The sequence below is a fragment of the Nocardia colli genome (assembly GCF_008704205.1).
Classification (GTDB): domain Bacteria; phylum Actinomycetota; class Actinomycetes; order Mycobacteriales; family Mycobacteriaceae; genus Nocardia; species Nocardia colli.
This window is the reverse complement of the sequence record NZ_VXLC01000030.1, coordinates 1-24,335: the sequence shown is the minus strand read 5'-3', so window position 1 is coordinate 24,335 and position 24,335 is coordinate 1. Positions and strand designations below refer to the sequence as shown.

The window sequence follows — 24,335 nt, the reverse complement described above, 5'->3', positions numbered from 1 at the left end:
TCGACCGTGAGGAGATGACATGCAGCCCTTCGAACTTCCCGATTTCTACATGCCGTATCCGGCCAGGCTCAACCCGCACGTGGACAGCGCCCGCGCGCACACCCGGATCTGGGCCGAGGACATGGGTTTCTTCGAACCCCAAGCGGGTCACCATATTTGGGACGAAGACGACCTGGAAAAGCACGATTACGGCCTGCTGTGCGCCTACACCCATCCCGATTGCGACAGCGCGGAATTGTCGCTCATCACCGACTGGTATGTGTGGGTGTTCTATTTCGACGATCACTTCCTCGAATTGTTCAAGCGGACAAGGGATACCGAAGGCGCGCGCAAGTATCTGGAACACCTGCGCGACTTCATGCCGCTGGCCGGCGGGCCGCTGCCGGAGCCGACGAATCCGGTCGAGCTCGGGCTCGCCGACCTGTGGGTGCGGACCGTGCCGGCCATGCCGATGGACTGGCGGCAGCGCTTCGTCGCGACAACCACCGCGCTGCTGGAGGAGTCGCGGTGGGAGCTGACCAATATCACCGAGGGCCGGATCGCGAATCCGATCGAATACATCGAGATGCGGCGCAAGGTCGGCGGCGCACCCTGGTCGGCGAATCTGGTGGAACACGCGGTCGGCGCGGCGATTCCGGCCGCGCTCGCCGCGACCCGTCCGCTGGAGGTGTTGCGCGACACCTTCTCCGACGCCGTGCACCTGCGCAACGACATCTTCTCCTACGAGCGCGAGGTGCGGCAGGAGGGCGAGAACGCCAACGGAATCCTCGTGGTGGAACAGTTTTTCGGCTACGAGACGCAGCGGGCCGCCGAGGTGGTCAACGATCTGCTGACCTCGCGCCTGCAACAGTTCGAGCACACCGCGCTCACCGAACTGCCGATGCTGTTCGCCGAGTACGCGGTGACCCCACAGGACCAGGCCGCGGTCGCCGCCTACGCGAAAGGCTTGCAGGACTGGCAATCCGGCGGCCACGAGTGGCACATGCGGTCGAGCCGGTACATGAACAAGGGCGGCTCGGTTTCGAGCGATCCGTTGCCCCGGTTGTTCAAGCCGGTCGGGCTCGGCAGCTCCGCGGTGTATTTGTTCGCTCCCACGCAGGCCCTCGGGCCGGGCCGGGCGAAGAGCTTCCTGCGTCCTCGGTTCGAGAAAGTCGGACCGACGAAGCTGCCGGACTTCTATCTGCCCTACCAATTGCAGCTGAGCCCACACCTCGACGCGGCGCGCGCGAACCTGATCGCCTGGGGCAAGCAGGTGGGCTTCCACGGCCCGGTACCGGAGCTGGGCGGCCGCGCGCTGTGGCGACCGGTGGATCTCGAAGAGTTCGACTTCGCGTTGTGCTCAGCGGGTTTGGATCCGGACGCCACGCCCGCCGAATTGGATCTGTCGGCGAGCTGGCTCGCCTGGGGCACCTACGTCGACGACTACTACCCGCAGGTATTCGGTCAGCACAAGGACATCGTCGCGGCAAAGTTACAGGGCAAACGCTTCTCGGCGTTCATGCCGCTGGAGGCCGAGGTGGTCCCGCCTGCGACCAACGCGATGGAGCGCGGTCTCGCCGACCTCTGGCACCGGACCACCGCCATTCTCGACGGGGAGCAGAAGCGCGAATTCCGCCGGACCGTAGTGGCTTTCCTGGAGAGCTGCGAATGGGAGGTGGCCAACTACATCACCAATCGCATTCCCGATCCGGTCGACTATGTCGAAATGCGCCGCCGCACCTTCGGTTCGGATCTCACCATGGCGCTGTCCCGGTTCTCGCACGGGCATCTGGTCCCGCCGGATGTCTATCGCACCCAGACGGTCCTGGACCTGGAACACACCGCGAGCGACTACGCCACCATGGTGAACGACCTGTTCTCGTATCAGAAAGAGACACAGTACGAAGGCGACTTCCACAATGCGGTCCGGGTCATGCAGAACTTCTTCGACTGCGATTCCGAAGCGGGCGTCGCCATTGTCAACGACCTGCTGACCGCCCGGATGCAGCAGTTCGAGCGGATCGTCGGCAGCGAATTGCCCGCCCTCTACGCGGAATACGAGCTCGGCCAGGACGTGCGCGATTCGCTGGACCGGCGCGTGGTCGAACTCCAGGACTGGATGGCCGGAATCGTGCACTGGCACCAATCGTGTGGCCGCTACAAGGAGGCGCAACTCGAAGACCGCTATCGGCCGTCGGGTCCGTCCGAAGCGGTTGCCACCGAGCGGGTTCCGGTACCCAGCCCGACACCCTGCTTCACCCGGCCGACCGGCCTCGGTACCGGAGCCGCTCGCATCGACGGGCTGCACCGCGCACCGGTCGACATGGCGCACACGGTGTCGCCATGACCACCGCCCCCGGGAGAACCGTATTGCTGGCCGCGCCCAGGTCTTTCTGCGCCGGCGTCGAGCGGGCGATCGACACCGTCGAACGCTTGCTGGCCGCACCGGATCGGGAAGCGCCGGTCTACGTGCGCAAGCAGATCGTGCACAACACCCACGTGGTCGCCGATCTGGCGGCACGCGGCGCGGTGTTCGTCGAGGAGCTCAACGAGGTGCCGCCGGGTTCGACGGTCGTCTTCTCCGCGCACGGCGTCTCCCCCGCCGTGCACGAGCAGGCGAAGGAACGCGGGCTCACGGTGATCGACGCCACCTGCCCGCTGGTCACCAAAGTGCATGCCGAGGCACGGCGTTACGCCGCCCGCGGCAACACCGTCGTGCTGGTCGGCCATGCCGGGCACGAGGAGGTCGAAGGCACGGCGGGCGAGGCGCCCGAGGTGACCCTGGTGATCGACAGCCCGGCCGAGGTCGCGGCGCTCCAGGTTCCCGACGAGACCCGGGTCGCCTATCTGACCCAGACCACCCTGTCGGTGGACGAGGCCGAGGAGACCATTCAGGCACTGCGCCAACGCTTTCCGCAGTTGCACGGGCCGAGCAGCGCCGACATCTGCTACGCCAGCACCAACCGGCAGGAGTCGGTCGAGGCGGTCGCGCGACAGAGCGACGTCGTGCTCGTGATCGGCTCGGAGAATTCGTCCAACTCGCAGCGCCTGGTGGAAGTCGCTCAGCGCCAAGGTGTTCCGGCCTATCTCATCGACGACGCGTCGGCGATCGTTCCGGCGTGGATCGAATCCGCGAACACCATCGGCCTGTCCGCGGGCGCCTCCGCGCCGGCGGTGCTCGTCGACGCGGTGCTCGAGGCGTTGCGCGCCTGGGGACCGCTCACCGTTCGCGAACACGTCACGGCGGTCGAGGACATCACCTTCGCCCCGCCGCCCGACGTCCGGAGGTTGCAATGACCAGCAGTGATCTCGGCCTGCCGACCGCGCCTCCGCGCCACCGCACCCGCCGGCTCGACATCGGCGGCGTCCCGGTCGGCGGCGGCGCACCGATCTCCGTCCAGACCATGACCACCACCCGCACCGCCGATATCGACGGCACGCTGCAACAGATCGCCGCGGTCACCGCCGCGGGTTGCGACATCGTCCGGGTCGCGGTGCCGACGACCGAGGACGTGGCCGCATTGCCGGCCATCGTCGCGCGTTCCCCGCTGCCGGTGATCGCCGACATCCACTTCCAGCCGCGCTACGTCTTCGCCGCGATCGACGCGGGGTGCGCGGCGGTGCGGGTAAACCCCGGCAATATCAAGCAATTCGACGATCGCGTCGGTGAGATCGCGAAAGCCGCCGCGGCGGCAGGGGTTCCGATCCGGGTGGGGGTCAATGCCGGCTCGCTCGATCCGCGGTTGCTCGCCAAGCACGGCTCCGCCACCGCGGAGGCACTGGTCGAATCGGCGCTCTGGGAGGCCGCGCTGTTCGAGGAGCACGGCTTCACCGACCTCAAGATCGCGGTCAAGCACCACGACCCGCGCACCATGATCGCGGCGAATCGGCTACTCGCCCGACGCTGTGACTATCCGCTGCACCTCGGCGTCACCGAGGCCGGGCCGATGTTCCAGGGCACGATCAAATCGGCGGTCGCGTTCGCCATCCTGCTCGGCGAGGGGATCGGCGACACCATTCGGGTGTCCATCTCGGCGCCGCCGGTCGATCAGGTCAAGGCGGCCTGTCACATTCTGCAATCGCTCGGCCTGCGGCCGCGCAAGCTGGAGATCGTCTCCTGCCCCGGCTGCGGCCGGCTCCAGGTCGATATCCACCGGCTGGCCGGGCAGGTAGAGGCGGCGTTCGAGGGGTTCCCGCATCCGCTGCGGGTCGCGGTGATGGGCTGCGTGGTCAACGGTCCCGGCGAGGCCCGCGAGGCCGATCTCGGGGTCTCCTCCGGCAACGGCAAGGGCCAGATCTTCGTCCGCGGCAAGGTGATTCGCACCGTGCCCGAGCACCTCATCGTCGAAACGCTGCTGGCTGAGGCCATCACCCTGACCAGTGAGCTGGAAGACGCACCGGCGGAAGGGATCTCATGACCACCGCGCACGCCGAGCCGGCCACCCCCGTGGACCTGGCCGCCATCCGGACCAGGGTGGACGACGCGCTCGAACACTTCCTGCGGGACAAGGCCACCACCACCGAACCGGCGTTACCCGGCGAACTCACCGACACCGTGCTCGACTTCCTGTCCGCCGGCGGCAAGCGCATTCGCCCGCTGCTCTGCGTCCTCGGCTGGCACGCGGCCGGCGGCGGCATGCCCGTCCCGCAGTCGATCGTGCGGGCCGCGGCCTCGCTCGAACTGTTCCACGCCGCCGTGCTGATCCACGACGACATCATCGACAACAGCCGCACCCGCCGCGATCACCCCACCGTGCATCGCGCGCTGGCCGACCGGTATCGGGATCGCCGCGAGCCGGACCGGTTCGGCGCGCATGCGGCCATCGTCCTGGGCGACCTGACCATGGTCTGGTCGGCCGAATTGCTGCACACCGCACAGCTGACCGCCACTCAGCTCACCGAGGCGCTCACGGTGCTCGACGGCATGCGCGCGGACGTCATGTACGGCCAGTACCTGGACCTGATCACCACCGCGCGCCCCTCCCGCGACCTGGGCCGCGCGCTGCAGATCATCCGGTACAAGACCGCGTCCTACACCTGCGAACGCCCGCTGCAACTCGGCGCGGTGCTCGCCGGTGCCCACCGCGGGGTGCGCGAGGCACTCACCGCCTACGCCTCGCCGGTCGGCGAGGCGTTCCAGTTGCAGGACGATCTGCTCGGCGTCTACGGCGATCCCGCGCGCACCGGCAAATCCGATCTGGAGGACCTGCGCGACGGCAAGCACACCGCACTGGTCGCGCTGGCCCTGGAACACGCGACCCCCGCGCAGTCCGCGCGACTGCTCGGCCTGCTCGGCAATCCCGAACTCGACCATCGGCAGGCCGACACCTGCCGCGAAATCCTCACCGCCACCGCACGACCCCGCGTCGAAGCAATGATCCGCACCCGATGGGCGCAGGCCAACCGCGCCCTCGACGACGCACCCATCCCGGCCGCGGTCAGCCAAGCACTGCGCTACATCGCAGACGTTGTCGTCTCGAGGAACACCTAAGAAAGGCCGCGTCATGGATAGTGAGCTGATTCTGCAAATCCTGGTGCCCGTCGCCGTCGGCATCGTTGCGGTCATCATCTTCGTGGTCGGCGACCGGCTGCGGCCGGAATCGTGGCGCCAGGACGAGGAAGAGGCGCCGGGCACCCTGGTGGTCGACCTGATCAACACCCTCTTCATGGCCGTGGCCGCCTTCGTGGTGGTGATCTGCTGGCAGCAGTACGACAACGCGCACAACCACACCATCGCGGAGTCCAAGGCGCTCATCGACGTCTACTGGACCGCGCACTCGCTGCCCGAGCCGGAACATCAGCAGATCCAGAAGCTGGTCCACGACTACACCGAACAGGTCGTCACCGTGGAATGGCCGGAGATGGACAACGAGGGCCGGATGAGCCAGTCCACCCAGGACACCCTGGATACGTTGCGGGACAACGTGATGGCGATCCAGTCGACGGACGACAACGTCACCGATCTGCGCGCCAGCGCGATCGCCGCGCTGGAGGCGGTGTCCCAGGCCCGTCACGACCGGTCGATGGACGCCGACCTCGGCATGCCCGGATTCCTTTACACCGCTTTGTGGTTCACCACCATCCTGCTGTTGTTCACCGCGGTGCTCTCCGGAGTCGCCGTCTCCAAACGCAGCCTGCTGATGACCGCGCTGCTCGGCATCGTGGTCGGCGCGGCGATCGTCGCGATCTACGGCCTCGACCGGCCGTTCTCCGGCGGGAACATCGTGCCGAAGGACGCCTTCACCTCCGCGCTGTCCCGGTTCCAGCACATCACCTAGCGAATCTCGTTGCCCGATCATCGATTACGGATAGGGATGTGCGCGCATGGCACACACCAGAGGACTCGTCATCGCGGCGGCGCTGCCCGTCGCCGCGGTGCTGCTCGCCGGTCAGTCCGCGGCCGCCGACCCGGTACCGCCGGACTGGCTGCCGATCGGCGAAATCGCCACGGGCAGTGCGGCTCCGGCGCAGATCGATACCGGGAGCGCGTTCGCCGGGAACGAGTTGAGCCTCGGTCCGAGCAGCGCGTCCGCGGGGAACGGATCGGCCGGCAGCGGAAGTGTGGGCGCACCACTAGGTCTCGGGCCGGCCAGTCGACCCGCACCCGCTCCGGTCGATGCGGCGGCCGCGCCGCAGCTCGGGCTCGAAGGCTCGGTCCAACTGCCCGATCCGGACTCCGACGACGTCCGGACGGCGTGCACCGGCAGCGTCGCGGTCGGCGGCGCGCTGATTCTGCTCGGGCTGGTGACCGGCAGTTCGCACGGCCTGCTGGGCTCCAGCGGGTCCGCGCTCGGCAGCGTGGTGGTCGGCAGCGCCGCTACCGGCAGCGGACTGGTCTGCCTGCTGTGGCCGCGCGACATCCTGCCGCCGTTCCCCGGTCTGCCGCTGCTGCTCGCCCCGCCGGCGCTCGCGGTACCGGTCTTCGAGGCGCCGCCGGTCGAGGCGCCGGCGCCAGAGCCCGAACCGGCGCCGGTCACACCGCAGCTGCCGCTCGTCCGAACCCAGCCTGCGCCAGCCTATTTGGCGGAGGCCGAGCCGACGCCAGACCCGGTCGCGTGGAACATCATGCAGTTGCTGACGATCATGGTGGTCACGATCATCACCACGGTGCGCGGCGCGACCATCGTCCGACGCACCCGGCACGGTTAAGCGCGGCGCCACCATTCGAGGAAGTGCGCGAGCGCCGGCGCGTCCGAGCCGCGCATCCAGGCGATCTGAATGGCGATTTGCGGCGGGTTCGTGCCGAACGGAATGACGACGATGTTTTCGTGCGCGATGCGGGTGGCGCGCTTCCGGTCCAGCACGCTGATTCCGGTGCCGCTGGACACCAGGTCGAGGACCTGCTCGGCGTCGGATTCCTCGGCGACCAGGTTCGGCGCGCCGTCACCCCAGATATGGCTGACCAGTTCGTCGTAGAAGTCCGGTCCGGTCTGCCGGGACCAGAGCACGATCGGCTCGTCGACGATGTCGCCGATTTCGACGGCGTCTTTTTCGGCCAGCGGGTGCCCTTTGGAAACCACCACGGCGGCTTCCTGTAGCCCGATCAGATGTGTCTCGACCCGCGGATGGGCGATATTGCCGCGCACGAATGCGACGTCGACCTCGCCCGATTCGAGCAGGTCGAGATTCCACGACGTCCAGCCGGTGATGGTCGACACATCGATGTCCGGAAATTCCTTCCGGAAGGACCTTATGCGCTGGGAAATATCGCTGTCGGAGCCCGATCGAGTGAAGGCGACCTTGAGCTCGCCGGCCGTGCCCGAGGCCCGCGCGCGGACCGTCCGCTCCAGGTCAGCGGCGGCCGAGAGCAGTTGCTGAGCGCCCGCCTGCAACGCGAGACCCGCCGGCGTCATGACGAAGCCACGGCCGGTGCGCGCGAGCAGCTCGACGCCCAGCTCCTTCTCCAAGGCTTTGACCTGCTGTGACAGCGCGGGCTGGGTGATGTGCAGCGCCTCCGCCGCGCGACCGAAGTGTCGGTGCTCGGCTACTGCTAGGAAGTAACGAACGCGACGTAGGTCGTCCACGCGGTCAGCCTAGCCAGATAAGAGTTTCTTATCAACGGGAAGTAAATACGTATTGGACCTGGCGTTCTTCGTGGGCCGAGACTGTAGCTACCGATCCAGTCCACGTCCGCTACCGCGAGAAGGTGTCCCGATGCCGACAGTCGCCGCCGCCATAGCCGAGAATCTCCGGGCCAGGCAGATATCCGAATTCTTCGGGCAGAGCCTGCCGTCGCTGCTGGTTTTGGCGGCCGAGGATCTGGGCATCCGTCAGATCGTTTACCGCACGGAAAATGCAGGCGGCACAATGGCCGACGGATTCGCCCGGGTCTCCGGACATTGCTCCGTCGTGGTCGCGCAGAACGGCCCGGCGGCGACGCTGCTCGTGCCGCCGCTGACCGAGGCCGCGAAGGTCTCCATTCCGGTGGTCGCCTTCATTCAGGACGTGCCGAGCCCGATTCGCAACAAAAACGCGTTTCAGGAGATCGATCATCAGAGTCTGTTTTCCGGTTGCACCAAATGGTTCGATCGCCTCGACGATCCGGACCGGGTGCACGACTATATCGACGCGGCTTTCCGGGCGGCGACCAGCGGACGACCCGGTCCCGCGGTGCTGATGCTGCCGAAGGACGTCCTCGAACGGGCCGCCCCGCCCACCCCCGAGCACCTCGGCCCGACCGTGTTCCCGCTCGACCGGATCCGCCCGCCCGAGGCGAATGTCCGCACCGCGGCGGACCTGCTGGCCAATGCCAAGCGGCCGCTCGTCGTCGCCGGTGGCGGCGCGGTCTCCTCCGACGCGGGCGCCGCGCTGGCCCGGCTGAGCGATCTGGCGTCACTGCCGGTCGCGACCACACCGATGGGCAAGGGCGTCGTCCCGGACACCGCCGACCTGAGCATCGGCGTGATCGGCAATTACATGGGGCCGCACGGGGTTTCGCACGGAATGCGCGAATGGATCGGCGAGGTGGACACGGTCCTGCTCGCCGGGTCGCGCACCAACGAGAACGGCACCGACGGCTGGAGCCTGTTCCCGGCGGACGCCACTTTCATCCATCTCGACATCGACCCGACCGAGATCGGCCGCAACTACCCGTCGCTGCGCCTGGTCGGTGACGTCCGGACCGGCATCGACGACCTCGCGGCCGCACTGCGCGAACTCGACTTGAGCAAGCGCAGCGCCGACCGCCCCGCGATCACCGCACAGATCGCCAGGTCACGGGCCGAATTCGAGACCACCACCGCGGCCGTCCGTACGTCGACGGCACGGCCGCTGCGCCCGGAACGGGTGGCCGACGAGATCAGCACCCTGCTGCCGGACGACGCGATCGTCGTCGCGGACGCCAGTTACTCCTCGATCTGGGTGGCCAACTACATCCGCGCCACCACCCATCGCCAGCGCTTCCTGCTGCCGCGCGGCATGGCCGGCCTCGGCTGGGGCCTGCCGCTGGCGCTCGGCGCGAAGGCGGCCCGGCCGTCCGCGCCGGTCATCTGCCTGGTCGGCGACGGCGGCTTCGCGCACTGCTGGGCCGAGATCGAGACCGCCGTCCGGGAAAACCTGGATGTCGTTGTGCTGGTGCTGAACAACGCCATTCTCGGCTACCAGAAACACGCCGAAATCGTCCAGTTCGGCAGGCCCACCTCGGCCGTCGAACTCGGGCACGTCGATCACGCCCAGATCGCCACCGCCTGCGGCGCGCACGGGCACACCATCCACACCGATGTGGAACTGCGCGAAGCACTGTCGAAGGCGATCGTCGATCCGGCCACCACCGTGCTCGACGTCATCACCGACTCCGACGCCTACCCACCCATCACCGGTTGGGATACCAACCCTGCCCTCACCGACCACCTCATCGACCAGAAGCTCAACTGACCGAACAGATCACACACTTCGAGAAAACGGAGACTCCCATGGCATTCGACTACACGGCCTTCTTCGAGCGCAGAATCGACGACATCAGAGCGTCGGGTCAGTACCGGACATTCGTCGAAATCGAACGCCTGGCCGGGCGATTCCCGCACGCGGTGCATCACCACCGCGACGGGCTGCGCGAGATCACGGTGTGGTGCAGCAACGATCACCTCGGCATGGGCCAGTTCCCCACGGTCGTCGAGGCCATGCACCGGTCGGTGAATCGCTCGGGTGTCGCGGCGGGTGGGTCGCGCAATATCTCCGGCAACAACCACACCCACATCCTGCTGGAACGTGAAGTGGCACAGCTACATCGCAAGGAGGCGGGCCTGACGTTCATCACCGGCTACGCGGTGAACGACGCTGTGCTCGGCGTGCTCGGCAAGGAACTGCCCGGCGCCATCTTCTTCTCCGACGAACAGAACCACGCGTCGATGATCCTCGGCATGCGTGCCTCGCGCGCCGAGCGGCGGATCTTCCGGCACAACGATCCGGCCCATCTCGACGAGTTGCTCGCGGCCACCGACCCGGACCGCCCGAAAATCGTTGCCTTCGAATCGATCTACTCGATGGACGGCGATGTCGCGCCGATGCCCGAGTTGTGTGCCGTGGCCAAGAAGCACGGCGCGCTGGTCTACGTCGACGAGGCGCACTCGGTCGGCATGTACGGCCCGGAAGGCTCCGGCATGGCCGCGCACATGGGCTGCGCGGACCAAGTCGACTTGCTGATGGGCACTTTCGCGAAGGGATACGGCACGCTCGGCGGCTACCTGACCGGGCCCGCGCCGATCCTGGACGCCGTGCGCAGCTTCGCGCCGGCGTTCATCTTCACCCTCGCCATGCCGCCCGCTCTCGCGGCCGCCGCGCTGGCCAGCGTGCGCCACCTCCGCGAGTCCGACAACGAGCGAATCCTGCTGCACCACCGGGCGCGGCTCCTCCAGGACCTGCTCACCGACGCCGAAATCCCGTTGGTGTCCACCGAAAGTCATATCGTTCCCGTGCTCGTAGGTGATCCGTACAAATGCAAAGAACTGGCCGATATCCTGCTCGAGGAGTACCGGCAATACGCCCAGCCGATCAACTTCCCGTCCGTCGCGCGGGGCACCGAGCGCCTCCGGATCAACCCGTCGCCGGTCCACAGTCCCGCGGCCGTGCACCGCTTCGCCGAGATCATCGACACCGTCTGGTCGCGGCTGAACCTGCCCCGCCGTCCGGTCCTCCCGATCGCCACCCACGAAGCGCTGGAGAAGGTTTCGGTATGAGTGTCGAGACGGCGCCTAAGCCACCCCGGAGCCTGCATCCGGTGGCGGAGGCTGAGCCCCCGACGCCGTGGGCTCAGCACCTACTTCTGTACGCCGCGTTCTTCCTCATGGGCGCCGAAATGTACTTGGTCGCACCGATGCTGCCGGGTATCGCCCAGTCGTTGCACGCGTCGGTGGCCGCCTCGGCCACCATCGTCACCGCGTACGTGCTCGTCTACGCCGTCGCGGGGCCGCCGTTCGGCATTCTCGCCGACCGGTATCCGCGGCGCTGGTCGATCCTGCTGGGGTCGCTGGTCTTCATGCTCGGCAACCTGGCCTGCGCGGCGGCGGGTTCGCTGCCGATGCTGATCGCGGGTCGCGGCATCACCGGACTCGGTGCGGCGATCGCCGCGCCCGCCATCTGGGCCTATCTCGCCGAACGGACACCGCAGCATCGGCGCGGCCGGGTGATTTCGCTTGGCGCAAGCGTCTATTCGCTCGGGCAGGTGCTCGGTGTGCCGCTCGGCGCGGGCCTGGCCTCGCTGACCAGTTGGCGGTGGCCGTTCCTGGCCGTCGGCGTGCTGATGATGGCCGTGTCTGCTGTGCTGTACCTGCGGCTCGAGCACATCCCGGCGACCGGGAAGTCCCGCGGCTTCACCGCCCTGCTGGCACCGTGGACGCAACCACGAATCAGCTTGGGACTCATCGCGACGCTGTTCCTGCAAGCGGGACGCCTCGGTGCCTACACCTTCGTCGGCGTGCTCTTCGCGCAGCGATTCGGCTTCAGCCTCAACACACTCGGTCTCGTCGGACTGCTCGTGGGCGCGGGGTCGTTGATCGGCTCGCTGAGCACCGGGACCATCCTCGATCACCTGCATCGGCGCAAGGTGAGCGGCGTGTGGGTGTCGGTCGTCGCCGCCGCGGCGTTCGCGCCCTGTGCCGCAGTGGCTTTGAGCACGGACAACATGATCGTCGCGCTGGTGGCGCTGACCCTGTGGTGCGTGTTCGGCGGCGCGTTCTACTCCAGCCAGCAGGCCTACCTCTCCTCGGCCGATCCGAGCCAGCGTGCGTCCGTCGTCGCCTGGAACAACTCGATGATGAACGCGGGCATCGCGATCGGCACCACCCTGCTCGGCACGCTCACCGTCGGCAGCGCCGCCTTCGCCGGCCTGACCGGCCTCCTCGGCCTGGCCGCGACCGTGGTCGCCGCCGCGCTGCTCGTGCTCATTCGAAAGGACCGTCAGCCAGCATGATTCCCTTTCCGGCTACCGCACCCAGCCGTACCGCCGCCCTCCCCGTCGCCGCCTGGGCGCTGGGTCCCTACATCTACGACGCCGACGGAAACGACTATCTCGACGGCTCTTCCGGCGTGCTCAACGTCAATGTCGGGCATTCGCATCCGAAGGTCCTGCAGGCCATCGAAACTCAGCTCGGGCAGCTGACCTTCGTGCACCGCACGCAATTCCACAACGAGCCGGCGTTGCGGCTCACCGGGCGGCTGCTGTCGATCGCGCCGGCCAAGACCGCGGCGGTCGAGTACAGCAACTCCGGCTCCGAGGCGAACGAATGCGCGCTGCGACTGGCCTTCGCCTACCAGCATCGGCGCGGCAAGCCGCAGCGCACGGTCATCCTGTCCGAAGAGCCCAGCTATCACGGGATGACGGCGGCGGCGCTGTCCATCACCGGTAGTCCCAACAAGCGTGATCCCTCGGTGGAGCCGCTGCTCGGGCCGAGCGCCAACCGAGTTCTGGTGCGGCCCAAGCCCGGTCGGCGGCGAGCTACGCACGAGGAATGGGCGCAGGCGTTGCTCGCGGCCGGAACGTCCAAGGTCGCCGCGATCGTCATCGAACCGCTCGGCGGAGCGTCGTCGGGTGCTTCGCCGATCGATATCGACACGATGCAGTGGCTGCGCCGGGAGACGAGGGACAACGGGATCGTGCTGATCGCCGATGAGGTCATGTCCGGGTTCGGGCGCACCGGAAAGTGGTGGGCCTGTGACCATTCCGGCATCGCTCCCGACATTCTGACCTCGGGCAAAGGCGTCACCGGCGGCTACACGAGTCTGGCGGTCACCCTGATCTCCGAGACCATTACCGCCGCGATCGCGGAGCCGCTCGGGCCGATCGCGCTGGGGCACACCATGTCCGCGAATCCGCTCGCCTGTGCCGCGGCGAACGCGGTGCTGAGTGTCATCGAAGACGAAGGGCTGCTGAGCAATGCGGCCGTGACGGGTGGGCTGCTGGCCGAGGCGTTGACCGCCCTGTGCGGCCGCTATCCGGCACTCCTGTCGGACCAGTCCGGTATCGGGCTGATGCGGGCGTTGCACCTCCAGCCCGATCAGCCGGCGGATACCAACAAGCGAATCATTGCCGCCGCCAAGGCGAACGGGCTCGTGCTCTGCACGGCGGGTATCGGCAAGACGACCAATTCGGTGCTGGTGGCTCCCCCGCTGAACAGCACGCCGGAGGTCATCGCCGAGCTGGCCGATCGACTCGACAAGACGCTGACCACGATTTCCGGAATCGGAGCCGAGAATGCCTGACATGGCCGCACTGCTCGCCGCTGTACCCACCGATCTGTGGATCGGCGGCAAGCAGGTACCGGCGGAACGCACCTTCCCCGTGTTCAACCCCGCGACCGGCGAAGTGCTGATCGAGGTGGCCGACGCCTCGGCGGCCGATGGTGCTCGCGCACTCGACGCCGCCGCCGGGGCGCAAGCTTCCTGGGCCGCGACGCCGTCGCGCGAGCGCGCCGAAATCCTGCGTCGCGCTTGGGAACTGACAATCGCGCTGCGCGACGAGTTCGCCTTGCTGATGACCTTGGAGATGGGCAAGCCGCTGGCCGAGAGCTACGGCGAGGTCACCTACGGCGCGGAGTTCCTGCGCTGGTTCGCCGAGGAGGCGGTCCGCGTGCACGGCCGCTACACGCACGCACCGTCGGGCACCGGCCGCATCGTCGTCACCAAACAACCTGTCGGACCGACGCTGGCCATCACGCCGTGGAACTTCCCGCTCGCCATGGGTACCCGCAAGATCGCCCCCGCGCTCGCGGCTGGCTGCACGATGGTGGTCAAGCCCGCCGCGGAGACGCCGCTGACCATGCTGCTGCTCGGTCAGGTCTTCGCCGACGCCGGGCTGCCGCCGGGCGTGCTGTCGATCCTGCCGACCGCCGACGCCGCGTCGCTCACCGATCCGATGTTCGCCGATGACCGGCTGCGCAAGATCACCTTCACCGGATCGACCGGTGTCGGCAAAATCCTTCTCGCCCAATCGGCTACGCGCGTGCTGCGCGCCTCGATGGAGCTCGGCGGCAACGCACCGTTCGTGGTGTTCGCCGATGCCGACCTCGACGCCGCGGTCGACGGCGCGATGGCGGCGAAGATGCGCAACACCGGCGAGGCCTGTACCGCGGCGAACCGATTCCACGTCGACAATGCGATCCTCGCGGAGTTCACCGCCGAACTGACCGATCGGATGAGTGCGTTGACGATCGGTCCCGGGCACCTCGACGGGGTGCAGGTCGGGCCGCTGATCAGCGAGAAACAACGCAGCACGGTCGCCGAGTTGGTGCGTGACGCGAAGGAGAAGGGTGCGCGGGTCACCACCGGCGGCGCGAGCGTGGCGGGCGAAGGCTATTTCTACGAACCGACGGTCCTGGCGGACGTGCCTGCCGACGCGCGCATCCTGCGTGCGGAGGTGTTCGGCCCGGTCGCCGCGATCACCGGCTTCGACGGCGAGACGGAGGGGATCATCGCCGCCAACAACACCGAGTTCGGGCTCGCCGCATACATTTACACCAAGGACCTCGATCGCGCCCTGCGCGTCGCCGAGGCCCTCGAGACCGGCATGGTCGGGGTGAACCGCGGCGTGATCTCCGACGTCGCCGCCCCTTTCGGCGGCGTCAAGGAATCCGGCCTCGGTCGCGAGGCGGGCACCGAGGGTATCGAGGAGTACCTCGAGACCAAATACATCGCCCTGCCTTAGCCCTCCTGGCTGTCGAGTTCGTCGAGTACCCGCTGTCCGATGGCGAAGGCGGCGTTCGCGGCCGGCACACCGGCGTAAGCGCCGGTGTGCAGCAGGACTTCGGCGATCTCCTCGGCGGTCACGCCGTTGCCGATCGCGGCGCGCACGTGCATCGCGATCTCCTCGGGCCGGCCGAGGGCGGTGAGCACCGCGAGGGTGATGCAGCTTCGAGTACGCCGGTCCAGGCCGGGGCGGGTCCAGATGGATCCCCAGACCGCCTCGGTGATGTATTCCTGGAAGGGACGGGTGAATTCGGTGGTCTTGGCTTCGGCGCGGTCGACGTGCGCGTCGCCGAGGACCTCGCGCCGGACCTGAGCACCGTGCTGTACGCGCTCGTTCACGAATTCTCCTTCAGGTGGCCGAGAATCAGGCCGTTGATTGCGTCCGCTTGTTCGACGTTCGCCAGATGAGCTGCTGGACTGAGGATTTCGAGACGGGCAACCGGGATCGCTTCGACTATTCGCTCGGCGTGCGGCGGCGGGGTCGCCGGGTCGTCCGCGCCGGCGATGACCAACGTCGGCGCGCTGATCGTCGCCAGGTGCTTCGCGATGTCCATCTTTTCGATCGCCGCACAGCACGAGGCATAGCCCTCGGCGGGTGTGGCGGCGACCATGGCCTCGTAGCCACCGGTCGATTCAGGGTGGGCGGCCCGCCACTGCGGCGTGAACCAACGCCCGACCGCCGCCGCTGCGACGGCTCCGGTCCCCCGGGCGCGCACGACAGCGGCGCGTTCGGCCCAGCCGCTGGGCGGGCCGAGTTCGGCCGAGGTGCAGCACAGCGTCAGGGTGCGCCACCGATCCGGCGCGTGCCCGCCGAGCCACATGCCCACCATGCCACCGAGGGACAGGCCGACGAAGTGAGCCCGGCGGATGCGCAGCCGGTCGAGCAGTGCGAGCACGTCGTAACCCAGATCGGCGAGGGAATACGGTCCGGGCGGCACCGGGGAACCGCCGTGGCCACGATGGTCGTAGCGCACGACTTGATAACCGGCCTCGGCGAGCGCAGGGACCTGTGGTTCCCACATCCGCATATCGCTGCCGAGCGAGCCGCTCAGCACGACGGAAGGACCATCGGCCGGTCCGTCCACGAGATACTCGACTTCGACCGCCTCAGACATCGAAGAACACCGTCTCGCCGGCCCCTTGCAGGTGCACGTCGAACACGTAGCCGTCGCCCTGGCGCACGGCGATCAATGTGCCCCGACGCTCCGGTGGCACCGTGGCCAGCACCGGGTCGGTCGGATGCCGGTCGGCGTGCTCGGGAAAGTAGACCCGGGTGACCAGTCGATGCAGCAGCCCGCGGGCGAACACCGACATGTCGAGGTGCGGCGCCTGCGATCCGCCCGCGCCGTCACACACCGGACCGGGAACGACTGTGTACAGCGCGAATTCGCCCTGACGGGTATCGCTGCGCGCGAAACCCGCTCTCCCACTGTCTGCTTCACTGAGATCCGCCTGCCAGGTCTCGACCATCGCGTCGTCGATGGCCGTGCCCGCACCGTCGAACACCCGCCCGCGGATCCACACCGCGCCCGGCGTCCCCAACGGCACCGCGAACGGTCCGTCGTCCTCGATCAGCCCGATGTGCAGATACGGCCCGACGGTCTGCGACGGAGTGCTGCCCACGCTAGTCATCGTCGTCCTCCTCGTCTTCGAACGGTGTCGCCTCGTGCCCGCGCAGGACGATGTCGAACTCGAATGCGAGGGCCTGTTCCGGTTCGCTGCGCTGGTAATCGAAACGGCTGACCAGCCTTTCGCGTGCGTGCTCGGGCACCGAGTTGTAGACGGGGTCCTGGAAGAACAGCGGATCGTCGGGGAAGTACATCTGTGTCACGAGGCGTTGGGTGAAGGCCTGCCCGAACAGCGAGAAGTGGATGTGCGCGGGCCGCCACGCGTTGTGGTGGTTGCGCCACGGGTAGGCGCCGGGCTTGATCGTGGTGAACTCGTAGCGCCCGGCCGCGTCGGTGCAGGTGCGCCCGGCACCGTCGAAGTTGGGGTCCAGCGCGGAGTTCCAGCGATCGCGGTCGTGCCGGTAGCGCCCGCCTGCGTTGGCCTGCCAGATCTCGACCAGCGAGTGCGGGATCGGCTTGCCGTCGCCGTCGAGCAGCCGTCCGTGCACGATGATGCGCTGGCCGATCGGCTGGTCGGCGTGCTGCGCGGTCAGGTCGTTGTCGTTGGGGCGCGGCCGATCCGAGCCGAACACCGGCCCGGTGAGCTCGGTCAGCCGCTGCGGCAACAGGATCAGCGATTCGCGCGGATGGCGCAGCACCGTGGAGGTGTAGTCGGAAAAGTCCAGCGGCGGATGGGTTCCGGCGGGATCACGGCGGTAGCCGGTCAGGTGCGGGGACGCGCACGGTCGAGCGTTCATGATGTTGCCTCCAAGACGACGGCGAGGCCTTGCCCCACACCGATGCACAGTGCGGCGAGCCCCCATCGGCTGCCGCGACGCCGCATCTCACGGGCCAGCTGGTTGACCAGGCGACCGCCGGACGCGCCGAGCGGGTGGCCGAGGGCGAGCGCGCCGCCGTTGACGTTCACCAGCTCCGGGTCGAGGTCGGGCCAACCGTTCAGGCAGGCAAGGGATTGCGCGGCGAACGCCTCGTTCAGTTCCACCACGCCGATGTCACCCCAGCCGATTCCCGCTCGTTGCAACGCGATTCGTGCGGCCTGGACCGGGCCGATGCCGAACTCGTCGGGGTCGACGCCTGCCGCGCCGCGTCCGGCTATCCGGGCCAGCGGCGCCCTGCCGATTCGATCGGCCAGCTTCTCGTCGCCGAGCAGCAGCGCGGCGGCGCCGTCGCTCAACGGTGAGGCGTTGCCCGCGGTGACCGTCCCCTGCTCGCGGAACGATGGCCGCAACCGGGCGAGGGTCGCCACCGTTGTGTCCGGTCGCATCGGTTCGTCACGACGGAGTTCGGTGCCGGGTACGGCCACGACGTGGTCGTCGTAGAAGCCGTTGTCCCAAGCCTTCGCGGCGAGTTGGTGGCTGCGCGTAGCGAATTCGTCCTGCGCCGAGCGCGCGATGCCGAAGCGATCGGCGAGCATCTCGGTGCTCTCGCCCAGCGACACCGTCCACTTCTCGGGCATCGCCGGGTTGACCATGCGCCAGCCGAGGGTGGTCGAATGCAGCGTGGCGTCGCCGGCCGGGAATCCCTTGGGCGGCTTGGGCATCACCCATGGTGCGCGGCTCATCGATTCCACGCCGCCCGCTACGACGCTGGCGGCATCACCGGTCTCGATCAACCGGGAGGCGTGCAGGACCGCATCCAAACTCGAACCGCACAAACGGTTTACGGTCGTGCCGGGCACCGAGGTGGGCCAGCCGGCGAGCAGAGCGCCCATTCGCGCGACGTTGCGGTTGTCCTCACCCGCCTGGTTGGCGGCACCGAAGAGGACATCGTCCACCGTCGACGGATCCAGGTCCGTGCGTTCGGCCAGTGCGCGAAGGACGTGGGCGGCAAGGTCGTCGGGACGGACGCCGGCGAGCGCACCGCCGTAGCGGCCGAAAGGTGTTCGCACGCCGTCGTAGAGGAACGCGCCGGTCATGACGCCGCCTGCAAGGTGTGCAGCGCCGAGAGTTCGGCGGCGGTCGGCGGGTCGGTAACCTCCAGGTCGGCAGCGACTTTCAGCTCCCAACCGGTTGCCGCGCGCACCTGCTCGACGGTCACCCCCGGATGCACCGCGGTAAGCACCAGCTCGCCGTCGTCATCCGGCCGCATGATGCCCAGATCCGTGATCACCTGCGTCGGTCCCGCCCCGCGCAGCCCGAGCCGCGCACGCTCGCCGCCACCGCGCCCATGACCGAACGAGGTGACGAAATCGACTCGCTCGACGAAGGATTTGCGCGATTGCCGGACGACGACGAACACCTCACCGCAGGACGCGGCGATCTCCGGCGCACCACCCGCTCCGGGCAGTCGCACCTTGGGCCGGCGGTAGTCGCCGATGACGGTGGTGTTGATGTTGCCGAAGCGATCCAACTGCGCGGCACCGAGAAACCCGATATCGATGCGTCCCGGCTGCAGCCAGTAGTTGAACACCTCGGGCACGCTGATCACCGCGTCGGCGGTCTCGGCGAGGATGCCGTCGCCGATCGAGGCGGGCAGCCGGCCCGGCTTGGACCCCAGCGTGCCGGACTCGTAGATCAGCACCAGCTCCGGCGCGTGCGTGGTGCGGGCGAGATTCGCTGCGGTGGAAGGCAATCCGATGCCGACGAAGCAGCGCTTGCCGCCGTGCAAGGCCCGCGCGGCCGCGACGGTCATCGTCTGGTCCGAGGTCACCTCGGTCATGCCACGCTCCCTGCGATGTCGGCGAACACGTGCTCCTGGAGCCAGTCGGCGAATCGTCCTCGATCCCGGCTGATCTCGTCCCAGGCCGCGTAATAGGCGTTGTCTCGTTCGGAATACCCGTGCGCGTACGAAGGATTCGCACCGCCGGGCACCTCCGCGACCGCGGTCACCGCCCAGGCGGGCAACACGATCGCGCCGGGCATCGGGGTGAGCTCGTCCACGATCTCCTCGACGGTGACCAGGCTGCGTCGTGCGGCGAGCACGGCTTCCTTCTGCACGCCGAGCAGGCCCCACAGCTGCACGTTCCCGGCCCGGTCCGCGCGCTGCGCGTGAATCACCGTGACATCCGGGTTGATCGCGGGCACCGCGGTCAACTGTTCACCGGTGAACGGGCAGGTGATCGGCTTGATGGTCGCGGTGACCGACGGCAGATCCGTGCCGACGTAACCGCGCAGCACCGCGAACGGCAGACCAGAAGCACCGGCGACGTACCGGTTGGCCATGCCCGCGTGGCTGTGCTCCTCGATCTCCAGCGCGCGCGGCCAGGACTGCTCGACCGCGTCCCGAAACCGGTGCAGCGAGCCGACTCCCGGGTTGCCGCCCCAGGAGAACACCAGCTTGGCCGCGCACCCGGCGCCGATCAGCTGGTCGTAGACGATGTCCGGGGTCATCCGGACCAGGGTCAGCTCACGCCGGCGCTGCCGGATGATCTCCTGCCCGGCCGCGACCGGGATCAGATGCGTGAAACCCTCGAGGGCGACGATGTCGCCGTCGTGGACGAGCTCCGCCACCGCGTCCGCCAAGGACGAAATCCGGGCCACAATCACTCCTTTGCTTTCGTAGGGTCTATTTCGGGTGCTGCCAGCCGGTGTACGCCTCGGCGAAATACGCTGCGCCGTGGCGTGATCCGGTGAGCATCGATAGTTCGCCGTGCTGGCGCTGCCGATCGAAGGGCGACGCGTCGGCGGCCGTGTGCAGCATCGTGGTCGCCCAGTAGGAGAAGTGCTGGGCGCGCCAGACCCGGTCCAGGGCGCGTTCGGTGTAGCGGTCGAGGACGTCGGCGTCGCCGGTGCCGTAGAAGTCGGCGATCGATTCCGCCAGCACGGCTACGTCGGCGAGGGCCAGGTTCAGGCCTTTCGCACCGGTCGGCGGGACGGTGTGGGCTGCGTCGCCGGCGAGCAGCAGCTTGTCATGGCGCATCGGCGCGGTGACGAACGAGCGGAACGGCAGCACTGTTTTCGCGCTGATCGGGCCCTCGGCGAGTTCGAAGCCGTTGCCGTTGACTCGCTTTCGCATTTCGGTCCAGATCCGGTCGTCGTCCCAGTCCTCCGGGCGCTCGTCGGGCCTGCACTGGAAGTACATCCGTTGCATCGTCGAGGTGCGCTGGCTGATCAGTGCGAATCCGAAATCCGAACGGGTGTAGATCAATTCGTCGTGCGAAGGTGGGGCTTCGACCAGGAACCCGAACCAGGCGAACGGATACTCGCGAAACCATTCGTCGCGCACGCCCGCCGGAAAGGCGTGCCTGCACATCGATCGGGAACCGTCCGCGCCGATGAGCAGGTCCGCCGCTACCTCCACCCGAGTGCCGTCCGACTCGGTGAACGTCACGACCGGGCGGGCACCGGCGATGTCGACGACCGTGTCGGTCACGCCGTAGCGCACGTCTCCCCCGTCGGCCGCGCGCCGCGCCGACAGGTCCAGGAAGACCTCGGTTTGCGGGTACAGCCAGACGGATTCGCCGACCAGGTCCTGGAAGTCGATCCGATGGTTCTCGCCGTGGAAGCGCAGCACGACGCCGTCGTGCCGCATGCCCTCGGTCAGCACGCGATCGGAGACCCCCGAATCCACCAGCAGCCGAACCGAACCCGCCTCCAGGATCCCCGCCCGGATGGTGCCCGCGATCTGCTCGTACCCGCGGTTGTCGATGACGATGCTCTCGATGCCCGTGCGGTGCAGCAGATGCGACAGCAGCAGGCCGGCCGGGCCCGCGCCGACGATCGCCACCTGGGTGCGGGTAGTCGTCATGCCGGGCGGACCTCGCGTTCGGCCAGCGGGGACTCGACCGGCACGAGACCGTCGACGGTGGTGCGTGGCACCGCGGCCATGGCGAGCAGCCCGATACCCGCGACGGCGGCGAAAAGGTAGAAGCCCCAGGGGTTTGCGGAGCCGACGACGATGAGCCAGCCGGTGATGGTCGGGCCGAAGATTGCGCCGAGCCGTCCGACGCCGGCGGCGAAACCCATGGCTGTGGCGCGGATTTCGGCCGGATAGGCCTGAGTGACGTACGCGTAGATGAGTACCTGAGCAGAGAACACGAAGATGCCCGTGACGAGCACCAGCGCGTTGAGCAGCACGGTGCTCGAGATCTTGACGCTGAGCAGGGCAAGGAACACCGCCGCCGCACCGAACCAGACGAGCACCGTCGGTTTGATGCCGCGTCGATCGGCCAGGGTTCCGGCCGTCAGCAGGCCGATGACCGCGCCGATGTTCAGCATCAGCAGGACGGTCAGTGAGGTGGACATGTTGTATCCGGCGTCGCGCATCAGCTTCGGCAGCCAGGTGTTCAAGCCGTAGACGAGCAACAGCCCCATGAACGAGCCGACCCAAACACCTAGCGTCGCACGCAGATACAAGGGTTGCAGCAACACGGTCGGCCGCACCCGGGTCGGCGCTTCCTTGGCCGCGAGGTAGGCCTCGGACTCGGGCAGTTTCGCCCAGATCACCGGCAGCAGCAGAAGTCCGGCAATGCCGCCGGCATAGAACAGCGGCTGCCAATGCGGGATGACGCGCAACGCGATCAACGCGGTGAGGACCGCGCCGGTGTGATAGCCGGTCATGGTGATCGTGCTGGCGAACGCGCGCCGCGCCGGCGGCATGTGCTCGGCCATGAAGGTCAACGCGGTCGGCAGGCATGCACCGAGCCCCAGTCCGGCGATCAGCCGGAACGCGGCGAAGACACTTACCGAACCGGCCAGCGGAACTGCGGCGGTGAACAGCGAGAACAGTGCGATCGAGCAGAGCAGCATCCGGCGGCGGCCATATCGATCCGCGATCGGCCCCGAGGCCGTCGCGCCGATCGCCACCCCGACCAGCGAGATGGTCGCGGCGAAAGTCGCACTGGCCGCGGTGAATCCGATGTGCTTCTGATCGATGAGCGTAGGAATGACAGCGCCGAGAACGACGAGGTCGTAGCCCTCCAGCAGCACGGTCAGCCAACAGAGCACGGCCGACCAGGACAACAACTTCTTCATAGTGGAGTTCGATTCTGCAGAGCATTTGTGATTGCCATCACGCTACGATCGACAGGATCAGAAATCCAATAGATGTTTTTCCTATTCTGCATAGAGGGCATCTATGTACAGGGTTCGGGTGTTAGAGCCAACTCGTGGCAATCGAAGGTCTGTCAGCGTTGCTCGTGGTTACGTAGCCATTGACCGAGGTCTGCGAGTGGCTGCGGCTGAATGGGGCCGATCGGGTCGTGTTGCAGGTCGACAGCTTCACTCAGAGAATGACCGGAGCGCGGGTAGGTGCGGAGTGTGTGATCGCGACTTCCATTGTCGGCCAATGCTTTATCGATACGGATAGCAGCCTCAACCGATACATTGCTGTCGTTCTCGCCGTGCAAGGTGAGAAACGGAATGTCCCGAAGCGCGGCGGCCTGAGCGCTGACGTCAGGCAGCGTGGAGGGGGCGCCGTAGAGGTGGAAGATCCCGCCGGCCAGCTGTTCATCGACGAACTTCACTGCCGCAGTGGGTAGTTCGTTGTCGAGATCGATGCGGCTGTTTCCGTCGATATCAAACGCCGGGTTCAACGCGGACTGCTCCGATTCGATGTCGTCCGCCAGCACACTGACGAGTTCGTGCGCCACCACACCACCATCCCCATGCCACGCCCGACGCAGTTCCGCCGCCCCCACCGACCCATCGACAGCGAAGTTCCGCAGATAGGGGCGCACAACCCGCTCCCACTGCGCGATCAACCCGTCCCGCCACGGAATGCCCACCGCCCCTTGCACAATCACCCCGCACAGATTCGGCATTCCCTGCGCCGCCGCTGCCACGACAGTCGTACCTTCGCTCCACCCGAAGAGATACACCCGCCGCGAGTCGATCCTCGGATCGTTCCCCACCGCGCGCACCGCACTACGAACATCATCGACCAGCTGCGTCATCGTGAGATCGGTAGCAAAACGCGGATCGACCTCACCGAGCCCGTTGACGTAATGCTTGTTGTACCGCAACGCCGCAAACCCCTGCCGCGCAAGCGAACTGGAGATATCCGCAAACAAATGCCCCCGCGAGGTCGCCCCCTCGCTCGCATCGTCGGCATTCAAATCCTCCGGCCCCGACCCACCCACCAACACAACAAGCGGCGCCGGCCGATCACCATCCGGGTAGGTCACCTCCCCCTTCGAGACGAAGTCACCGAACGAGATCGCCACAGCGGAAGCCTTCACCGAAGTATCCGACTCAGCCACACCCCCACAGGCCGCCACAACCACAGCCACCAGACCAATCGAGACCACAAGCATTCGACGTGAGCGCATACGCGAGACGCTATGGACCCCGATCTCAACCGTCGTCACACCAGAGTGGGAGCCCGATCCAGTACCGGCGAACCACTCCCGACCTCGAGCGACACCGAGAAACCGGGAGCTCGAGCGCCCTGACCTCATAGCGGCAACGCCGACTCGTTGAGTCGAGTCAAATGGTCGCTAATTGATCTTCAACAGCAACCATTCGACTCGACTCAATCCACGCCAACGACCATTTGACTCGACTCGATGCACGCGAACGACCTTCGGCTCACCCGGAATCACCCGAACGACATGTTGACCCGACTCGATCGCCAAAGATCACTACCCTTACCGGGCTCCCCCTCGTTTTCCAT

General features: G+C 67.5%; 22 protein-coding genes. 11 read left to right on the top strand and 11 right to left on the bottom strand.

The genetic code is table 11. From position 1 onward, the window contains the following. Positions 1–19 precede the first annotated feature (19 nt). Genes F3087_RS39660 through F3087_RS39635 form a run of 6 tightly spaced genes read left to right on the top strand, consistent with a single transcriptional unit; the run spans position 20 to position 7,128 of the window. On the top strand, positions 20–2,326 hold the full coding sequence (locus F3087_RS39660) for a terpene synthase family protein (RefSeq protein ID WP_150407318.1): 2,307 nt from the start codon (positions 20–22) through the stop codon (positions 2,324–2,326). Continuing rightward, a complete protein-coding gene (ispH, locus tag F3087_RS39655; RefSeq protein ID WP_150407317.1) occupies positions 2,323–3,276 on the top strand; it encodes a 4-hydroxy-3-methylbut-2-enyl diphosphate reductase in 954 nt (317 codons plus the stop codon). The genes F3087_RS39660 and ispH overlap by 4 nt, the downstream gene beginning before the upstream one ends. Further along, a complete protein-coding gene (gene ispG / locus F3087_RS39650; RefSeq protein WP_150407316.1) occupies positions 3,273–4,397 on the top strand; it encodes a flavodoxin-dependent (E)-4-hydroxy-3-methylbut-2-enyl-diphosphate synthase in 1,125 nt (374 codons plus the stop codon). The genes ispH and ispG overlap by 4 nt, the downstream gene beginning before the upstream one ends. Continuing rightward, a complete protein-coding gene (locus F3087_RS39645; protein ID WP_150407315.1) occupies positions 4,394–5,470 on the top strand; it encodes a polyprenyl synthetase family protein in 1,077 nt (358 codons plus the stop codon). Before ispG ends, F3087_RS39645 begins: the two co-directional genes overlap by 4 nt. Positions 5,471–5,483: 13 nt before the next feature. Next, a complete protein-coding gene (locus F3087_RS39640; RefSeq protein ID WP_223885701.1) occupies positions 5,484–6,257 on the top strand; it encodes a bestrophin-like domain in 774 nt (257 codons plus the stop codon). 46 nt (positions 6,258–6,303) lie between these two features. Then, a complete protein-coding gene (locus tag F3087_RS39635) occupies positions 6,304–7,128 on the top strand; it encodes a hypothetical protein (RefSeq protein ID WP_150407314.1) in 825 nt (274 codons plus the stop codon). On the opposite strand, the gene F3087_RS39630 is transcribed toward F3087_RS39635, so the two are convergent. Then, positions 7,125–8,003 (bottom strand): LysR family transcriptional regulator, encoded by an 879-nt coding sequence (locus F3087_RS39630; protein ID WP_150407313.1) that lies wholly within the window; start codon positions 8,001–8,003, stop codon positions 7,125–7,127. The genes F3087_RS39635 and F3087_RS39630 overlap by 4 nt on opposite strands. A 130-nt stretch (positions 8,004–8,133) precedes the next feature. Between F3087_RS39630 and F3087_RS39625 the strand changes: the two genes are divergently transcribed. The 5 genes from F3087_RS39625 to F3087_RS39605 are packed head-to-tail and all read left to right on the top strand — an operon-like array spanning position 8,134 to position 15,115. Continuing rightward, the gene (locus F3087_RS39625) at positions 8,134–9,852 is read left to right on the top strand and encodes an acetolactate synthase catalytic subunit (protein ID WP_150407312.1); all 1,719 of its coding nucleotides are present in this window, start codon (positions 8,134–8,136) and stop codon (positions 9,850–9,852) included. A 38-nt stretch (positions 9,853–9,890) separates the two neighbouring features. Beyond that, on the top strand, positions 9,891–11,153 hold the full coding sequence (gene hemA / locus F3087_RS39620) for a 5-aminolevulinate synthase (protein WP_150407311.1): 1,263 nt from the start codon (positions 9,891–9,893) through the stop codon (positions 11,151–11,153). Next, positions 11,150–12,385, top strand: coding sequence for an MFS transporter (locus F3087_RS39615; RefSeq protein WP_150407310.1), 1,236 nt, complete (start codon positions 11,150–11,152; stop codon positions 12,383–12,385). Before hemA ends, F3087_RS39615 begins: the two co-directional genes overlap by 4 nt. Next, positions 12,382–13,674, top strand: coding sequence for an aminotransferase family protein (locus F3087_RS39610; protein WP_150407309.1), 1,293 nt, complete (start codon positions 12,382–12,384; stop codon positions 13,672–13,674). Before F3087_RS39615 ends, F3087_RS39610 begins: the two co-directional genes overlap by 4 nt. Continuing rightward, entirely contained in the window at positions 13,667–15,115 is a 1,449-nt protein-coding gene (locus F3087_RS39605; RefSeq protein ID WP_150407308.1) for an NAD-dependent succinate-semialdehyde dehydrogenase, read from the top strand. The genes F3087_RS39610 and F3087_RS39605 overlap by 8 nt, the downstream gene beginning before the upstream one ends. On the opposite strand, the gene pcaC is transcribed toward F3087_RS39605, so the two are convergent. From pcaC to F3087_RS39555, 10 genes are all read right to left on the bottom strand, one after another. Continuing rightward, positions 15,112–15,495 (bottom strand): 4-carboxymuconolactone decarboxylase, encoded by a 384-nt coding sequence (gene pcaC / locus F3087_RS39600; protein WP_150407307.1) that lies wholly within the window; start codon positions 15,493–15,495, stop codon positions 15,112–15,114. The two genes, F3087_RS39605 and pcaC, sit on opposite strands and share 4 nt — an antisense overlap. Continuing rightward, complete coding sequence (gene pcaD, locus F3087_RS39595; protein WP_150407306.1) at positions 15,492–16,271, bottom strand: 3-oxoadipate enol-lactonase; 780 nt, start codon at positions 16,269–16,271, stop codon at positions 15,492–15,494. Before pcaD ends, pcaC begins: the two co-directional genes overlap by 4 nt. Next, positions 16,264–16,788 (bottom strand): protocatechuate 3,4-dioxygenase subunit alpha, encoded by a 525-nt coding sequence (gene pcaG / locus F3087_RS39590; protein WP_150407305.1) that lies wholly within the window; start codon positions 16,786–16,788, stop codon positions 16,264–16,266. The genes pcaD and pcaG overlap by 8 nt, the downstream gene beginning before the upstream one ends. Then, positions 16,781–17,521, bottom strand: a complete 741-nt coding sequence (gene pcaH, locus F3087_RS39585) for a protocatechuate 3,4-dioxygenase subunit beta (RefSeq protein WP_150407304.1) — start codon at positions 17,519–17,521, stop codon at positions 16,781–16,783. The genes pcaG and pcaH overlap by 8 nt, the downstream gene beginning before the upstream one ends. Then, a complete protein-coding gene (locus F3087_RS39580) occupies positions 17,518–18,699 on the bottom strand; it encodes a thiolase family protein (RefSeq protein ID WP_150407303.1) in 1,182 nt (393 codons plus the stop codon). Before F3087_RS39580 ends, pcaH begins: the two co-directional genes overlap by 4 nt. Then, positions 18,696–19,442, bottom strand: coding sequence for a CoA-transferase subunit beta (locus tag F3087_RS39575; RefSeq protein WP_150407302.1), 747 nt, complete (start codon positions 19,440–19,442; stop codon positions 18,696–18,698). Before F3087_RS39575 ends, F3087_RS39580 begins: the two co-directional genes overlap by 4 nt. Next, on the bottom strand, positions 19,439–20,263 hold the full coding sequence (locus F3087_RS39570) for a CoA transferase subunit A (RefSeq protein WP_150407301.1): 825 nt from the start codon (positions 20,261–20,263) through the stop codon (positions 19,439–19,441). The genes F3087_RS39575 and F3087_RS39570 overlap by 4 nt, the downstream gene beginning before the upstream one ends. 25 nt (positions 20,264–20,288) lie before the next feature. Further along, positions 20,289–21,470 carry a 4-hydroxybenzoate 3-monooxygenase gene (locus tag F3087_RS39565; RefSeq protein ID WP_150407300.1) on the bottom strand — a complete coding sequence of 394 codons (1,182 nt, stop codon included), beginning with the start codon at positions 21,468–21,470 and terminating at the stop codon, positions 20,289–20,291. Then, positions 21,467–22,696: an MFS transporter gene (locus F3087_RS39560; protein ID WP_150407299.1), complete on the bottom strand. Its 1,230-nt coding sequence runs from the start codon at positions 22,694–22,696 to the stop codon at positions 21,467–21,469. The genes F3087_RS39565 and F3087_RS39560 overlap by 4 nt, the downstream gene beginning before the upstream one ends. Positions 22,697–22,848: 152 nt before the next feature. Continuing rightward, the gene (locus F3087_RS39555) at positions 22,849–23,886 is read right to left on the bottom strand and encodes an alpha/beta hydrolase family protein (RefSeq protein WP_191094367.1); all 1,038 of its coding nucleotides are present in this window, start codon (positions 23,884–23,886) and stop codon (positions 22,849–22,851) included. Positions 23,887–24,335: the final 449 nt, after the last annotated feature.

Bases quoted from the DNA above. Each gene is read 5' to 3' on its own strand.
- F3087_RS39660 (WP_150407318.1), top strand. From the start codon at position 20: ATGCAGCCCTTCGAACTTCCCGATTTCTACATGCCGTATCCGGCCAGG.
- ispH (WP_150407317.1), top strand. From the start codon at position 2,323: ATGACCACCGCCCCCGGGAGAACCGTATTGCTGGCCGCGCCCAGGTCT.
- ispG (WP_150407316.1), top strand. From the start codon at position 3,273: ATGACCAGCAGTGATCTCGGCCTGCCGACCGCGCCTCCGCGCCACCGC.
- F3087_RS39645 (WP_150407315.1), top strand. From the start codon at position 4,394: ATGACCACCGCGCACGCCGAGCCGGCCACCCCCGTGGACCTGGCCGCC.
- F3087_RS39640 (WP_223885701.1), top strand. From the start codon at position 5,484: ATGGATAGTGAGCTGATTCTGCAAATCCTGGTGCCCGTCGCCGTCGGC.
- F3087_RS39635 (WP_150407314.1), top strand. From the start codon at position 6,304: ATGGCACACACCAGAGGACTCGTCATCGCGGCGGCGCTGCCCGTCGCC.
- F3087_RS39625 (WP_150407312.1), top strand. From the start codon at position 8,134: ATGCCGACAGTCGCCGCCGCCATAGCCGAGAATCTCCGGGCCAGGCAG.
- hemA (WP_150407311.1), top strand. From the start codon at position 9,891: ATGGCATTCGACTACACGGCCTTCTTCGAGCGCAGAATCGACGACATC.
- F3087_RS39615 (WP_150407310.1), top strand. From the start codon at position 11,150: ATGAGTGTCGAGACGGCGCCTAAGCCACCCCGGAGCCTGCATCCGGTG.
- F3087_RS39610 (WP_150407309.1), top strand. From the start codon at position 12,382: ATGATTCCCTTTCCGGCTACCGCACCCAGCCGTACCGCCGCCCTCCCC.
- F3087_RS39605 (WP_150407308.1), top strand. From the start codon at position 13,667: ATGCCTGACATGGCCGCACTGCTCGCCGCTGTACCCACCGATCTGTGG.
- pcaD (WP_150407306.1), bottom strand. From the start codon at position 16,271: ATGTCTGAGGCGGTCGAAGTCGAGTATCTCGTGGACGGACCGGCCGAT.
- pcaG (WP_150407305.1), bottom strand. From the start codon at position 16,788: ATGACTAGCGTGGGCAGCACTCCGTCGCAGACCGTCGGGCCGTATCTG.
- pcaH (WP_150407304.1), bottom strand. From the start codon at position 17,521: ATGAACGCTCGACCGTGCGCGTCCCCGCACCTGACCGGCTACCGCCGT.
- F3087_RS39580 (WP_150407303.1), bottom strand. From the start codon at position 18,699: ATGACCGGCGCGTTCCTCTACGACGGCGTGCGAACACCTTTCGGCCGC.
- F3087_RS39575 (WP_150407302.1), bottom strand. From the start codon at position 19,442: ATGACCGAGGTGACCTCGGACCAGACGATGACCGTCGCGGCCGCGCGG.
- F3087_RS39565 (WP_150407300.1), bottom strand. From the start codon at position 21,470: ATGACGACTACCCGCACCCAGGTGGCGATCGTCGGCGCGGGCCCGGCC.
- F3087_RS39560 (WP_150407299.1), bottom strand. From the start codon at position 22,696: ATGAAGAAGTTGTTGTCCTGGTCGGCCGTGCTCTGTTGGCTGACCGTG.